Origin of the sequence: Enorma timonensis, assembly GCF_000321165.1 — a bacterium.
Classification (GTDB): domain Bacteria; phylum Actinomycetota; class Coriobacteriia; order Coriobacteriales; family Coriobacteriaceae; genus Enorma.
In genome coordinates this window covers 39,514-52,581 of record NZ_CAPF01000014.1, presented here as the reverse complement: position 1 = coordinate 52,581, position 13,068 = coordinate 39,514, and the positions used below count along the sequence as shown (strand labels likewise).

Below are 13,068 nucleotides of genomic sequence, written 5' to 3'. Positions count from 1 at the left end.
TACCCCAGGGGTATTTTTACATCAGCTGCAGCATCTCGCGCGCATGGGCGAGCGAGGTCTCCGTGGCATCGCCCGAGAGCATGCGCGCCACCTCGTGCACGCGCTCCTCGCCCTCGACGGGCGCGAGCACGGTCTCCGGGACATCCCCTTCGACCTTCCGCACCACGTAATGCCGCTCAGCGAGCACCGCGACCTGCGCCACGTGCGTGACGACGATGACCTGGTGCGTGCGGGCGAGGTCGGCCAAGACCGCCGCGAGCGACCGCGCGACCGCGCCGCCCACGCCGGCATCCACCTCATCGAAGACGAGCGTGTCGACGCCGTCGGCCTCGCCGAGCACGACCTTGCAGGCGAGCATGACGCGCGACAGCTCGCCGCCGGACGCGATGCGCCGAAGCGGCCTGGCCGTGAGCCCCGCGCCGCCGCGGTAGAGCAGCTCGCACGCCGCCGGCCCCTGCTCGCTCCAGCGCTCGCGCGGAAGCTCGCGGGCATCCCACACGAGCTCGGCCTTGCCCATCTCGAGCCGCGCCATCTGCTTGCCGACCTCGCGGCAGAACCGCGGCGCCGCATCGTTGCGCCGGCGCATGAGCGTGCGCGCCGCATGGGAGAGCTCAGCCTCCGCGGCGTCGACGGCCTCCTGCGCGGCCCGGATGCGTGCCTCGCCATCGCTCGCCACGGCGATGAGCTCGCCCGCCTCCTCGCGGCGCGCGAGCACATCTTCCATGCGCGGGCCGAACTGGCGCATGAGGCCGCGCAGCGCGGCATGGCGCTCCTGCAGGCGCGCAAGCTCGGCGGGGTCGAAATCCACGCCATCACGGTAGCGGCGCAGGTCGGACGACACGTCCTCGAGCGTGATGGCCGCCTCGTTGAGCGCGTCGGCGAAATCCGAGAGCTTCGCGTCGACCCTCCCCATGCGGGAGAGCTCGGCGATCGCCGCGTTCAGGGCGTCGAGCGCCCCGCCCTCCCCCGAGAGGTACTCGGAGGCCTCGTGCGCGGTGCTAGCGAGCGCCTCGGCGTGCTCGGCGCGGGGCAGCGTCTCCTCGAGCTCCTCGAGTTCGCCCGGTTGCGGGTCGACCTCGTCGATGCGCTCGAGCGCAAAGCGCGCGTCCTCGAGCCGCGCACCCTCCGTCCGCGCCGCGGCGGTCACGCGCGCGAGCTCGTCGCGGGCAGCGCGGGCCGCAGCCAGGGCTGCGCGATAGGCGGCGAGGGCATCGAGCACGGGAGCGCCCGCCCAGGCGTCGACCATCTCCACGTGCGAGGCGGCATCGAGCAGGCGCTGGTGCTCATGCTGGCCGCAGAGGTCCACCATCGGACCCACGAGCTCGGAAAGCTCGCGGATGCTCGCCACATGGCCGTCGATGCGCGCGCGGCTCCTGCCGTCCGCCGAGACGCGCCGTGCGATGCACAGGCCCTCCGTATCGCGCGCGCCGCGGAAGAGCCGCCCCTCGACCTCGGCCGCGGTGGCGCCCTCGCGCACCTGCGATGCCTCCGCGCGCTCGCCCACGAGGAGCTTCAGGGCCGAGAGCAGCGCCGTCTTGCCGGCACCCGTCTCGCCGGTGAGCACCGTGAGGCCGGGCGCGGGAGAGAAGGTTGCGGAGCGGATGAGCGCGAGGTTCTCGACATGGATCTCATCGATCATGATGCACTCCATAGAACACGCGGGAAACGGAGTTGTAGAAGCTCTCGGGACCGTAATCGAGCAGGAGCACATCGCCCGGACCCCGCCGCGCCACGACCCGATCCACGATCGAGTCGGTCGCGACGAACTGGCCGTCCACGGCGATGGCGGGAACCGACGGGCGCTCGCGCGACATCGTGATCTCCACGACGTCGGACGGCGAGGTGAGAAACGCGCGCGCCTGGATGGTATGGGGCGCGATGGGGACGCAGACCATGCCCGCGTAGTCCGGGCTCACGATGGGCCCGCCCGCCGAGAGCGCGTAGCCGGTGGATCCCGTTGCCGTGGAGACGACCACGCCGTCGCCGCGCAGCCGGTCGATATGGTGCCCCGAGACGGTTACGTCGAACTCCACCATGTCGGAGAGCGGGCCGCGCGCGAGGGCCATATCGTTCAGGGCGAAGGTGTCGATCGACTCCTCCTCGCCCCCGTCGGTATGGGAGAAGACCTCGACGGCGAGCGTAGCGCGGCGGCTCACGTGCATCTCGCCCGCGAGCGCATCCGACACGACGCCGAGCACGTCGCGCTCGTCGGGGCTCGCGGCGGTGAGGAAGCCCACATGGCCGTAGCTCAGGCCGAGGATCGGAATCTCCTGGTAGCCGACGATGCGCGCCGCGCGCAGCAGCGTGCCGTCGCCGCCGAGCGAGATGACGAGGTCGGAACCCTCGATATCGGGCACGGACGCGATGGCGGAGCGCTGGTCCGCCGCCCAGGCGACGTCGTAGCCCTGCCGCCCCAGCCAGAGCTCGAGCGCAAGGCCGCTCTCGACGGCCTCGTTCTTGTAGTAATTCGGCACGAGGAAGACCTTCATGCGCCGCACACCCCCTCGAATCGCGCGCGGACGCGCTCGCACGCCTCCCGCATACCGTCCGTCCCCACCGCGATCGCATCGAGCGCGCCGAGCAGGAAGAACTCGATATTGCCCTTCGCCCCCGTGATGGGCGAGGCGCACACGCCCTGCGGGACGAGACCGCGCCCGGCGAAGCACGCGAGCACCCGCTCGAGCACGGCGCGGCGCACCACCGGGTCGCGGACGACGCCGCCCTCCCCCACGTCCTCGGGCGCAGCCTCGAACTGCGGCTTCACGAGCGTGAGGAACTTACCGCCCGGCAGGAGCAGCTGCACGACGGCGTCGATGATGTGCTCGATGCCCGTGAACGACACATCGCAGACCGCAAGCTCGCAGCAGGCCCGGTACCCGAGGCCGGGCAGGTCGACCACGTTCGTGCGCTCCAGGAGCTCCACCCGCGCATCGCAGCGGAGTGCCCAGGCGAACTGCGCGCGACCCACATCGACCGCGACCACGCGCCGAGCGCCGCGCTTGAGCAAGCAATCGGTGAACCCGCCCGTGGAGCAGCCGATGTCCACGCAGGAGAGCCCGCGCGGGTCGACGCCCAGGGTGTCGAGCGCTCCCTCGAGCTTGAGGCCGCCGCGGCCCACGTAGGGCAGCCGCCCCTTCACGTGCAGGTCGATCCCCGGCTCCACCTTCATGCCGGGCGAGGTGAGCCGCTCCCCGCGCGCGGAGACGTCGCCTGCCATCAACGTGCGCAGGGCATCCGCGCGATCGACGCAGATGCCCTGGGCAATCAATTCATCATCGAGGCGGACGCGCTTCATCGCTCGCCGCGTCCCGGCTCGGGGGCTTGGGGCTCCTTCCCCGCGGCGGCATCGGGCTCGGGCGCCGACGCGTCGGGCTCGCCTCCCACCTCGCTCGCCTCGAGCTGCGCGGTCTCGCTCGGGCTCAGATCGAAGCTGTCCACGAGCTCCACCGCATGCGAGCCGAGGGCGATCGCCTCGTCGAAGAGGTCGAGGCTGCGCTCGAGGGAGGTGTCCTTCGAGCGCACGGCGGCGATGATCTCGTCCATGCGCCCCGTGATGTCCTCGAAGCTGTTGAGCGTCGTCTCCGCCATGGCCTACCGCTCTTCTTCCTGAACGTCGGCATCCTCGACGGCAGCCGCGACCGGCTCCTGCGCGCGCCCGAGCACGCGCGGGTCGCGGACGACGCGCCCGAGCACGCCGTTCACGAAGCTCGACGAATCGTCCGTGCCATAGGCCTTCGCGATCTCGACCGCCTCGTTGATCACGACGGCGTCGTCGATGTCGCTCGGCGAGAACCTGAGCTCGTACACCGCGAGGCGCAACAGATTGCGGTCGGCGCCCGGCATGCGAGAGAGCGCCCAGTTCTCCGAGACGCGCTGCAGCACGCGGTCAATCTCCTCGATATGGGCGAACGTACCGCGCGCGAGCTCCTCGGCATACGGGTCGAGCGGACCTTTCGTGATGAGGTATTCGCCCGCGAGGACCTCGTCAACGGTGAGACGGCGCGCCTCCGCCTGGAACAGCAGCTGCATCGCCTGGCTGCGCGCGAGCGTGCGCCCGCGTTCGACTTTTAGGCTCACGCTTACTCCTTGGGGAACACGATGCCGTCGATGCACACGTCGACGCGCGCGACATCGACGCCCACCTGCGCATCGATGACATGGGCGGTCGCCGCGCGGACCGTCTCGGCCAGCTTCTTGAACGGGTAGCCGAAGAACACGACGACGTGCACCGTGAGCGCGAGCTTATCGTCCACGACCTCGGCCTCGACCGCGGGCGCGGACGCCGTGGAGCGCGACTGGAACATCGAGACGAGGTTCGTGGCGAGGTCGCGCACGCCCACGGACGCGATGCCCTCGACCTCCTCGACGGCACGGGACACCACCGAGGCGATGACCTCGGGCGCGATGCCGATGCCGGAAATGTAGATCTCCTGAGCCATGGGATCCCCCAAAATCGTAGCGATGGAGCGGAAACTAGACGCGGGACACGAACTTGCCGTCACGCGTGTCGACCTTGATCATCTCGCCCTCGTTGAGGTACATGGGCACCTGGATGACCGCGCCGGTCTCGATGGTCGCCGGCTTCGTGGAGCCCTGGACGGTGTCGCCCTTGAAGCCCGGGTCGGTCTGGGTGATCTGCACCTCGATGAACATGGGCGGGTTCACGCCCATGAGCTCGTCGTCGGCGTAGAGCAGCTGGCAGACGTCGTTCTCCTTGAGCCACTTCGCGTTGTCGCCGATGAAGTCCTCGGGCACGGGCACCTGCTCGTAGGTCTCGTTGTCCATGAAGATGTAGTCCGAGCCGTCGTTGTAGAGGTAGGCCATCTCGCGCGTGGAGAGCATGACGCTCTCGAACTTCGTGCCGGCGTTGCAGGTCTGCTCGACCACGCGGCCGGTCTTGATGTCCTTCGTCTTGTAGCGCACGAAGGCGCCGCCCTTGCCCGGCTTCACATGCTGGAACTCGACGATGGTGCACACCTTGTCCTTGATGCGCAGGCCGATGCCGTTCTTGAAATCTGCGGTGGTGATGGTTGCCATGAACTACCTTTCTTGCTTGCGACGGCGAAGCCGCCGGCCGTTTCAGCTTATCTTTTCCAGTATACCCTCACCGCGTCCGCGGCGTGGGGCAGCAATGCCGTCCGGTATGAGATTACCATCTAGCACTCGATGATCTGGAGGTCGTGGGGGCTCGTCGTGAAGGGCTCGAAGCCGTGCTCGGTCACCACGCCGTAATCCTCCAGGCGCACGCCGAACTTCCCGGGCAGGTACACGCCGGGCTCGACGGTGATGACCGAACCGGCGCCCACGGTGTTGCTCCTGCGGCCGAAGACGGGCAGCTCGTGGATGTCGATGCCCACGCCGTGCCCGAGGCCGTGGCCGTAGCAGTCGCCATAGCCCGCGTCACCGATGATCTTGCACGAGAGCTCGTGGATCTCGCGGCCGTCGACGCCCGCGTAGATGGCCTTGGCGCACGCCTCGTGCGTGCGCTGGACGAGGTCGTAGACCGCGCGCATCTCCTCGGTGGGCTCGCCCAGGCACACGGTGCGCGTCATGTCGGAGTTGTAGTCGCGGTAGCGCGCGCCGTAATCCATGAGCACGAACTCGCCCTTCTGGACGACGCGGTCGCTCGGAATGGCGTGCGGGTTGGCGGCGTTGGGGCCGGATGCCACGATCGAGGCGAACGCGAGGCCGTCGGCGCCGTGCTCGTACATGAAGTTCTCGAGCTCGAGCTTGATCGCCTTCTCGGTCATGCCGGGCTGGATGAAGGCGAGCATGTGCTGGAACGCGGCGTCGGTGATGGCCTGCGCCCGGCGCATGAGCGCGAGCTCCTCCTCGTCCTTCACCGCGCGCATGCGGCGCAGGTCGCCGTGCATCTGGGGCAGGGCGGCGGCGATGGACGCATCCTCGAGCGCGCGCGTGAGCGCGGTGTAAAACGCGAGCTCCATGGTGTCCTCGACGGCCACCACGCGGCAGCGGGTGGCGCGGGCGCGCTCGGCCACCCACGTCGGGATGGCGACGGCCTCCATGTCGAGCTTCCACGGGCTCCCTTCGGGCATGTGCTCGACGAAGGAGTTGTAGTAGCGCGAATCCGTGTGCAGGAAGCACGCGTCGCCCGTGATGAACGCGGCGTGCGGCAGCTCGCCGGTGAAGTCGAAGACGCCCTCGGCGCCCGTGAGCCAGCGGAGGTTCGCCTCGTCGCGCACCACGACCGCGTCATAGCCCCGCTCCTCCATGAGCGCGCGCACGCGCGCGACGCGCCCCGCGGGCCCGGAAACGATATCAGCCATTCCCATTCCTCTCTCCCAAACGAATCGGTCCCCTCGACGGTGCTAGGGTACCACGTCGGGCGCGAGCGAGGCAGCATAGGCGGCGGCGTGACGCTCGAGCAGCTCGTCGGCGACGGAGGTGAGGCGGATCTGGCCGACGGCCTTCGGGAGCGGCAGCAGGAAGCGGTTCGAGCGCTCGGCCACCACGGCGCGGATCGCGGCGACGAAGGCATCGGCATCGAGCGTAAACCCGGCGTCCTCGATCCCTAGGTCGAAGAGGAGGTCATCGAGGTCGAACGCCACCTCGGGCTTGAGCCCGGCCGCGTCCACGGCGAGGCGTGCCTCGAAGCGCATGCCCTCGGCGCGGAGCACCGAGCGGGGCACGTCGCCCGCGACGCACGCCGCGAGGGCGCGCGCAGCGGTATCGCCGAACTCGAGGGCGCGGCGCGCCGAGGGGTTGGGCGACTTCAGGACGTTGCGCCTGGCCACCTGCGTGGCCGCGAGGGCGTCGCGCAGCGCGGCCTCCTCCCCCACGGCGACCGAAGCCGCGTGCTCGCGCAGGTCGGTCCACGTCTTCTTGCCCTCCGCCAGGGCGGCGCACGCCATGAGGGCGCACCCCAGGTGGAGCTGCTCGGGCGTCATGGACGGAACCAGCGCGAAATCGCAGAGCACCATCGCGGGATTCGGCGGGAGCGCGACGGAGCCGGGCGCGCCCGCGACCCCGAGGGGCTCCATCTCGGTCGCGATCCGCACCATCCCCTCAAGCTCGAACGGCATGACCGTGCAAGCCACCCCGCCGCGCCACACGTGGGCGCAGAACGCGGCGAGCGAGCAGAGGCCGAACGAGCCGAGCGCGAACACGAGGTCGTCCGCGGTGAGGCCGCAGCGCGCGAATGCCTCGAGAAGGGCGGTCGTCGCCCCGAGCGGGATGCCGCCGTCCTCCCCGCCCTCGATGGCGGGCTCGAGCACCTCGACCGTGAAGCCCGCGGACACGAGCGAGCGGCGCACGTCCTCGCCGCGCGCCTCGAGCGCCGCCCCGTCGGCCACCATGAGCGCCCGTTTGGGCTTGCCCACCGGTGCCGCCGCGAGCCGCGACAGCTCGTCCATGATCTCCGACCCGATGCGCACATCGATGCTGCGCTGGTTGAAATTGATAATCTGACGCTTGATCGTCACAGTAGACCACGCTCCAAAAGCAATCCGGCACATCGGTAGGATACCTCTTCGAACGTGCGCCCGCGAATATCCACGGTGAGGTCCGCGGCCTGCCGATAGAGGGGGGCGCGGTGCCGGAAGAGCCGCTCCGCGTGCTCCGGCGAACGGAAGTCGGGACGGTTCTTCAGCGAGCGTATCTGCCGAAGCGAGTCGTCCAGGTCGCCATCGAGGTAGACGCAGTAACCCATCTCGTGCATGAGCTCGATGTTCTCGGGCGTCTCGACAATCCCTCCCCCGCACGAGACGAGCAGGCTCCGCTGGCTCTCGAGCGACCGGAGCACCTCGGTCTCGAGCGCGCGGAACCCGGCCTCGCCCTCCTCCGCGAAGATGCGCGAGATGCTCTTGCCCGCACGGCGCTCCACGAGACGGTCGGTGTCGACGAAGCGGCGATGGAAGAGCCCGCCCAGGTTCCGCGCGAGCGTGGACTTGCCCGCACCGAGGAAGCCGATGAAGAAGATATGGTCGCAGCCGCGCTTATCCACGCGCACCGCGCCGTCCGCGCCCGTCATCGAAGCCTACTCCTCGCAGGTCAGACCACGGAGCGCGCGCCGCTCGAAGATGCGGAAAATCTGCGTGTACCACAGATCGACGGTGGTCTGCGGCTTCACGAGGATGGTGTCGATCCCGGCGAGGTTGCCCGCCCAGACGTCCGTATAGAGCTGGTCACCCACCATGACGGCCTCGGCCTTGCGCACGCCCGTGCGCTTGAGCCCGGCCGCGAGCGCGAACGGGGCGGGCTTCATCGCATGGCTGATGGCCTCGAGGCCGAGCTCGCGCGCGGAGCGCATCACCTCATCGCGATGCCAGTTGTTCGACACCATGCAGAGGCGAAAGCCCATCGCGCGCGCACGGTCGAGCCACGCGGCGACCTCCTCCGGGGCGGTCGCGCGGTCGCGCGGGACGAGCGTGTTGTCGCGGTCGAGGAGGATCGCGCGCTTGTCGCGCCTCCAGAGGTCATCGAGGTCGATACGGTCAACGGAGGCGACGTAGCGATCGGGGGAGAAAAGACTCATGACAGGGAGCTTTCGTAGGCTTCGCGGTTTTTCAGGAATTCATCATAGCTCTCGCTGAAGTTGTGATGGCCGTCACTGTCGGGCGAGAGCACGTAGTAGAGGTACGAGGTATCGGCCGGATGCAGCGCCGCCTCGATGGAGGAGACGCTCGGCGAGCAGATGGGCCCGGGGGTGAGCCCGGTGTTCTTGTAGACATTGTAGGGCGAATCGATCTCGAGGTCATCGTAGGTGACCGTATCGGAGCCCCCGCCGCGCGCATAGACGATCGCCGCGTCGATCTGGAGCGGCATGCCCTCTTTCAGGCGGTTGTAGATGACGCTCGCCACGAGCGGGCGCTCGTCCGCCTGGGCGGTCTCGCGCTCGATGAGCGAGGCGAGCGTCACGAGCTCCTGCGAGGTGAGGCCGTTCGCCCCCTCGCTGAGGCCCAGGTCCGCCGTCTCGATCTGGAACTGGTCGAGCATGGCGCGGATGATCTCGTCGGCGGTGGGGTTCTCGCCCAGGCTGTAGGTCTTGGGATATAGGTACCCCTCGAGCGAATCGTTGTAAGCGCCCTCGAGGAAAGGATACTCGTCCACGTAGTTCGACGCCTTCGCCTGCGCGAGGAAGTCCGCGGCCGGGATGCCGTAGGTCTCCTCCACGCGCGCCGCCGTCTGGTCCACCGTCAGGCCCTCCTGGATGGTGAGGGTGACGCCGGCGATGTTCGGGCCGTCGATGAGCTGCTGCACGACCGACTCGGGATCCTGGTAGGTGGTGAAGCGGTAGTCGCCCGGCTTGATGAGCATATCCGCCTGCATGGAACGGACGGTGGAATAGTAGACCTTGGGATCGTCGATGACATGGCTCTCGGAAAGGATCTGCGCGATCTGGTCACCCGAGGCGCCGTCAGGGATGTTCACCTCGACCTCGAGGCCCGCCTCGACCGCCTGCTCGGAGCCGGGCGCGATAAGCGAGGTCACGGCTGGGATGACGAACGCGAAGAGGAGCACGGCAACCGCGACGATGGCGACGATGCCGAGGACGAGCGACATCGGGGACGTCTTGACGGGGCAGCGGCCGCCCCGGGGATGCGCGGGCAGGATGGCGTGATGGCCGCCCGAGACAGCGGCGCGCGGCGGGGGCACCTGGCGAGAGCCGGAAGCTGGTGAGGAGAGCCTGCTCTGGGAGGGGCCGGATTTGAAACGCGTCCCCGCGGGACGTACCGTGCGGTGGTACGAGCCGTCGCGGCCGCGTGTGCCGCTTCCACCACCCATGAACCGATCTGCCACAACATCCCCTTCGTCTCGCGCTTCGCGCGGCCGTATCCAACACGGCATCAGTCTACCGCACCTGAGACGAAAGCTTAAAGTTTCCATCCAAACTTGAATGTTTTGCACACATGCATCCCGCATGGCACTGCGCATGCGCGCGGGCCGCCGTGAGACCACGCTGTCCTACACCGACCTCCGCGCATCGAGCCATGCCTGCAGGAAGAGGCTCGCGGCGACCATGTCGACCTTGCCGCGCATCGCGCGCTCCGTAAGGCCCTGCGCGCGCAGGATGCGCTTCGCCTCGCGCGAGCTCAGGCGCTCGTCGCAGAACTCGAGCGGGATACCGCTCGCGGCCGCGATGCGCTCCGCCGCCACACGCACGCGCTCGGCCTGCGGCCCCTCCTCCCCCGCCAGGGTTTCGGGGAGGCCGCAGACGAGCACGTCGGGTTCATGGTCTTCGAGGATCATGCGGAACGACCGGGCATGCGCGAGCACCTCTTGCGCGGGCAAGACCTTGAGCGGCATGGCGACCGAGCCGCTCGCGTCGGAGACCGCGATGCCGATCCGCACCTCACCGATATCGAGGCCGAGCGCGACCACCGTGCGCGCCGTTACAGCCCGAGCTCGGCGCGCGCGGCATCGAGCGCCGCGGCGATGCCGGACGCGTCCTTGCCGCCCGCCTGCGCCATGGTGGGCTTGCCGCCGCCGCGCCCGTCCACGGCGGGCACGATGGCCTTGATGACGGAACCGGCGTGGAAGCCCGCCTGCACGGCGTCATCCGTCGCGGCCGCGAGGAGCGCCGGCGCGCCCTTCTCGGTCACCGTGGCGAGCACGCAGGCGCACGCGGGTGAGAGCTTCCCGCGGATGGTGTCCCACGCCTCGCGGAGGCCGGCGGCATCGAGACCCGGGAGCTCGGCGATGACGACGCGATAGCCGCCCGCGTCGAGCGCGCCGTCGATGGCGCGGCCGATGGTATCGGAGGCGCCGCCGGTGAGCGCGGCCTTGAGCTTCTGCTCGGTCTCGCGGAGCTGCTTCTGGAGCGCCTCGACGCGGCCGGGGACCTCGTCCACGCGGCACTTGAGGCCGGCGGCGGCCTGGGCGAGCAGGCGCTCGCGCTCCTCGAGGTACTCCACGGCGCCGAGGCTCGTCACGGCCTCGATGCGGCGCACGTTCGAGCCGGTGGACGACTCGGAGGTGATGCGGAAGAGACCGATCTCGGCGGTGTTCGCCGCATGCGTGCCGCCGCAGAGCTCGCGCGAGAACGGGTGCTCCTCGGTGCCGCAGGAGACCACGCGCACGACGTCGCCGTACTTCTCGCCGAAGAGCGCCACCGCGCCCGACGCCTTGGCCTCCTCGATGCCCATGACGCGCGTCACGACCGGCTTCGCCGCGAAGATCTCGCGGTTCACGAGCTCCTCCACCTGGCGCAGCTGCTCGGAGGTGAGCGCCTCGAAGTGCGTGAAGTCGAAGCGCAGGTGCTCGGGCGCCACGAGCGAGCCGGCCTGGTTCACATGGCTGCCCAGGACCTCCTTGAGCGCGGCATCGAGCAGGTGCGTGGCGGTGTGGTTGCGCTGGATGAGCGCGCGGCGGCGCTCATCGACCTCGGCGCGCAGCTCGGCGCCCTCGTGGAGCGTCCCCTCCTCGACCACCGCGGTGTGGGCATACAGGCCGTTATGGCTCTTGGTATCGGTCACGCGCAGGCGGACGCCCTCGGCGGTGAGGACACCGGTGTCGCCCACCTGACCGCCCATCTCGGCGTAGAACGGCGTGCGGTCGAGCACGACCTCGACGGTGTCGCCCGCGTGCGCCGCCGCTGCCCGCTCGCCATCGGCGACGAGCGCCGCGACGCGGGCGCCGTCGAGCACACAGCCGTCGTATCCGGTGAACTCGGTCGCGGGCAGGGCATCGGAGAGCTCGACCCAGATGTCGTTGAACGAGCCCCAGGCATCGCCCTTCACGTTCGCGCGGGCGCGCTCGCGCTGGAGCTCCATCTCGCGGTTGAATCCGTCGATGTCGACGGCATGGCCCGCGCCCTCGGCGATCTCGACCGTGAGGTCGATGGGGAACCCGAAGGTGTCGTGCAGCTTGAACGCGGCGGCGCCATCGAGCACGGCGCCCTCCTCGAGCGCGTCGAGCGCCTCGTCCAGGTAGATGCGGCCGGTGTCGAGGGTCTTCGAGAAGCGCTCCTCCTCGGCCGCAACGATACCGCGCACGAGCTGAGCGTTCTTGAGCAGCTCGGGGTACGCGTCGCCCATGAGCACGTTCACCTCGTCGATGAAGCGGGTGAGGAACGGCCCCTCCACGCCCAGCAGCCGGCCATGGAACACGGCGCGGCGGAGCAGGCGGCGGAGCACGTAGCCCCTGCCCTCGTTACCCGGGAGGATGCCATCCGAGATCATGAAATCGACGGAGCGGGCGTGGTCGGCGATGATGCGCAGGCTGCGGCTGGGGCCGGTGTAGTCATCGCTCACATACGCGACACCCGTGACGTCCTCGCCGAGCTTGATGAGCCCCTGCATGACGTCGCTATCGAAGAACGAGGTCTTGCCCTGCATGATGGCGCTCATGCGCTCGAGGCCCATGCCCGTATCGAGGTTGCGGTGCGGGAGCTCCGGCATGGAGCCGTCCTCCTGGCGGTCGAACTGCGTGAAGACGAGGTTCCAGTACTCCAGGAAGCGGTCGCAATCGCAACCGGGCGCGCAGTCCGGGCGGCCGCAGCCCACGTCCTCGCCCATGTCGTAGTAGATCTCGGAGCACGGGCCGCAGGGGCCGGTGGGGCCGGCCGCCCAGAAGTTGTCGTCCTCGCCCAAGCGCGAGATGTGGCTCTCCTCGATACCGAGTGAGCGCCAGATCTCGTACGTCTCGTCATCCTCGGTGAAGACGGTGAAGTAGAGCCGCTCGATGGGCAGGTGGAAGACCTCGGTGGAGAGCTCGAGCGCCCAGGCGCAGGCCTGGCGCTTCGAGACGCCGCCGAAGCTGAAGTTGCCGAGCATCTCGAAGAAGCTCGCATGGCGGCCGTCGGAGCCGATGATGTCGATGTCGTTCGTGCGCACGCACTTCTGGCACGACGTCGCGCCGATCTCCTTCATCGTCTTCTTGCCCTGGTAGTACTGCTTGAACTGGTTCATGCCGGCGTTCGCGAGCAGAAGCGACGGGTCATCGGGGATGAGCGACGAGCTCGGGAAGAGCTTGCAGCCGCGCTCCTCGAAGAACGTGAGGAAGGCGGACCGGATCTCCGCCGTCGTCATCGTAGGGAAATCTGCAACCATGCGGTATCTCCTTGAGTGTGGGTAACAACGCGTAAACTACATGAGTATAGCGAATCGG

14 protein-coding genes are annotated in these 13,068 nt (G+C 69.0%); all 14 read right to left on the bottom strand.

The genetic code is table 11. The features are described from left to right. Window positions 1-16: 16 nt before the first annotated feature. Window positions 17-1,639, bottom strand: coding sequence for a DNA repair protein RecN (gene recN, locus BN423_RS01415; protein ID WP_019238498.1), 1,623 nt, complete (start codon window positions 1,637-1,639; stop codon window positions 17-19). Then, window positions 1,629-2,489, bottom strand: a complete 861-nt coding sequence (locus BN423_RS01410) for an NAD(+)/NADH kinase (protein ID WP_019238497.1) — start codon at window positions 2,487-2,489, stop codon at window positions 1,629-1,631. The genes recN and BN423_RS01410 overlap by 11 nt, the downstream gene beginning before the upstream one ends. Beyond that, a complete protein-coding gene (locus BN423_RS01405; RefSeq protein ID WP_019238496.1) occupies window positions 2,486-3,295 on the bottom strand; it encodes a TlyA family RNA methyltransferase in 810 nt (269 codons plus the stop codon). Before BN423_RS01405 ends, BN423_RS01410 begins: the two co-directional genes overlap by 4 nt. After that, window positions 3,292-3,588 carry an exodeoxyribonuclease VII small subunit gene (locus tag BN423_RS01400; protein WP_019238495.1) on the bottom strand — a complete coding sequence of 99 codons (297 nt, stop codon included), beginning with the start codon at window positions 3,586-3,588 and terminating at the stop codon, window positions 3,292-3,294. Before BN423_RS01400 ends, BN423_RS01405 begins: the two co-directional genes overlap by 4 nt. Window positions 3,589-3,591: 3 nt before the next feature. Beyond that, window positions 3,592-4,077 carry a transcription antitermination factor NusB gene (gene nusB / locus BN423_RS01395; RefSeq protein ID WP_019238494.1) on the bottom strand — a complete coding sequence of 162 codons (486 nt, stop codon included), beginning with the start codon at window positions 4,075-4,077 and terminating at the stop codon, window positions 3,592-3,594. Window positions 4,078-4,079: 2 nt separating this feature from the next. After that, window positions 4,080-4,439: an Asp23/Gls24 family envelope stress response protein gene (locus BN423_RS01390; protein WP_019238493.1), complete on the bottom strand. Its 360-nt coding sequence runs from the start codon at window positions 4,437-4,439 to the stop codon at window positions 4,080-4,082. A gap of 34 nt (window positions 4,440-4,473) precedes the next feature. Beyond that, window positions 4,474-5,037, bottom strand: coding sequence for an elongation factor P (gene efp, locus BN423_RS01385; protein WP_019238492.1), 564 nt, complete (start codon window positions 5,035-5,037; stop codon window positions 4,474-4,476). Window positions 5,038-5,156: 119 nt separating this feature from the next. Continuing rightward, a complete protein-coding gene (locus tag BN423_RS01380) occupies window positions 5,157-6,287 on the bottom strand; it encodes a M24 family metallopeptidase (RefSeq protein ID WP_019238491.1) in 1,131 nt (376 codons plus the stop codon). 42 nt (window positions 6,288-6,329) lie between these two features. Further along, window positions 6,330-7,442, bottom strand: coding sequence for a hypothetical protein (locus tag BN423_RS01375; RefSeq protein ID WP_019238490.1), 1,113 nt, complete (start codon window positions 7,440-7,442; stop codon window positions 6,330-6,332). Then, a complete protein-coding gene (locus tag BN423_RS01370; RefSeq protein WP_019238489.1) occupies window positions 7,439-7,990 on the bottom strand; it encodes a shikimate kinase in 552 nt (183 codons plus the stop codon). The genes BN423_RS01375 and BN423_RS01370 overlap by 4 nt, the downstream gene beginning before the upstream one ends. Before the next feature lie 6 nt (window positions 7,991-7,996). Further along, complete coding sequence (locus tag BN423_RS01365; protein WP_019238488.1) at window positions 7,997-8,494, bottom strand: YqeG family HAD IIIA-type phosphatase; 498 nt, start codon at window positions 8,492-8,494, stop codon at window positions 7,997-7,999. Continuing rightward, window positions 8,491-9,759 carry an endolytic transglycosylase MltG gene (gene mltG, locus BN423_RS01360; RefSeq protein ID WP_232385463.1) on the bottom strand — a complete coding sequence of 423 codons (1,269 nt, stop codon included), beginning with the start codon at window positions 9,757-9,759 and terminating at the stop codon, window positions 8,491-8,493. The genes BN423_RS01365 and mltG overlap by 4 nt, the downstream gene beginning before the upstream one ends. 165 nt (window positions 9,760-9,924) lie before the next feature. After that, on the bottom strand, window positions 9,925-10,341 hold the full coding sequence (gene ruvX, locus BN423_RS01355; RefSeq protein ID WP_019238486.1) for a Holliday junction resolvase RuvX: 417 nt from the start codon (window positions 10,339-10,341) through the stop codon (window positions 9,925-9,927). An 11-nt stretch (window positions 10,342-10,352) separates the two neighbouring features. Continuing rightward, window positions 10,353-13,010, bottom strand: a complete 2,658-nt coding sequence (alaS, locus tag BN423_RS01350) for an alanine--tRNA ligase (RefSeq protein ID WP_019238485.1) — start codon at window positions 13,008-13,010, stop codon at window positions 10,353-10,355. Between the last annotated feature and the right edge of the window lie 58 nt (window positions 13,011-13,068).

Excerpts from the sequence above, each read along its gene's own strand:
- recN (WP_019238498.1), bottom strand. The coding sequence starts at position 1,639 with ATGATCGATGAGATCCATGTCGAGAACCTCGCGCTCATCCGCTCCGCA.
- BN423_RS01410 (WP_019238497.1), bottom strand. The coding sequence starts at position 2,489 with ATGAAGGTCTTCCTCGTGCCGAATTACTACAAGAACGAGGCCGTCGAG.
- BN423_RS01405 (WP_019238496.1), bottom strand. The coding sequence starts at position 3,295 with ATGAAGCGCGTCCGCCTCGATGATGAATTGATTGCCCAGGGCATCTGC.
- BN423_RS01400 (WP_019238495.1), bottom strand. The coding sequence starts at position 3,588 with ATGGCGGAGACGACGCTCAACAGCTTCGAGGACATCACGGGGCGCATG.
- BN423_RS01390 (WP_019238493.1), bottom strand. The coding sequence starts at position 4,439 with ATGGCTCAGGAGATCTACATTTCCGGCATCGGCATCGCGCCCGAGGTC.
- efp (WP_019238492.1), bottom strand. The coding sequence starts at position 5,037 with ATGGCAACCATCACCACCGCAGATTTCAAGAACGGCATCGGCCTGCGC.
- BN423_RS01380 (WP_019238491.1), bottom strand. The coding sequence starts at position 6,287 with ATGGCTGATATCGTTTCCGGGCCCGCGGGGCGCGTCGCGCGCGTGCGC.
- BN423_RS01370 (WP_019238489.1), bottom strand. The coding sequence starts at position 7,990 with ATGACGGGCGCGGACGGCGCGGTGCGCGTGGATAAGCGCGGCTGCGAC.
- BN423_RS01365 (WP_019238488.1), bottom strand. The coding sequence starts at position 8,494 with ATGAGTCTTTTCTCCCCCGATCGCTACGTCGCCTCCGTTGACCGTATC.
- alaS (WP_019238485.1), bottom strand. The coding sequence starts at position 13,010 with ATGGTTGCAGATTTCCCTACGATGACGACGGCGGAGATCCGGTCCGCC.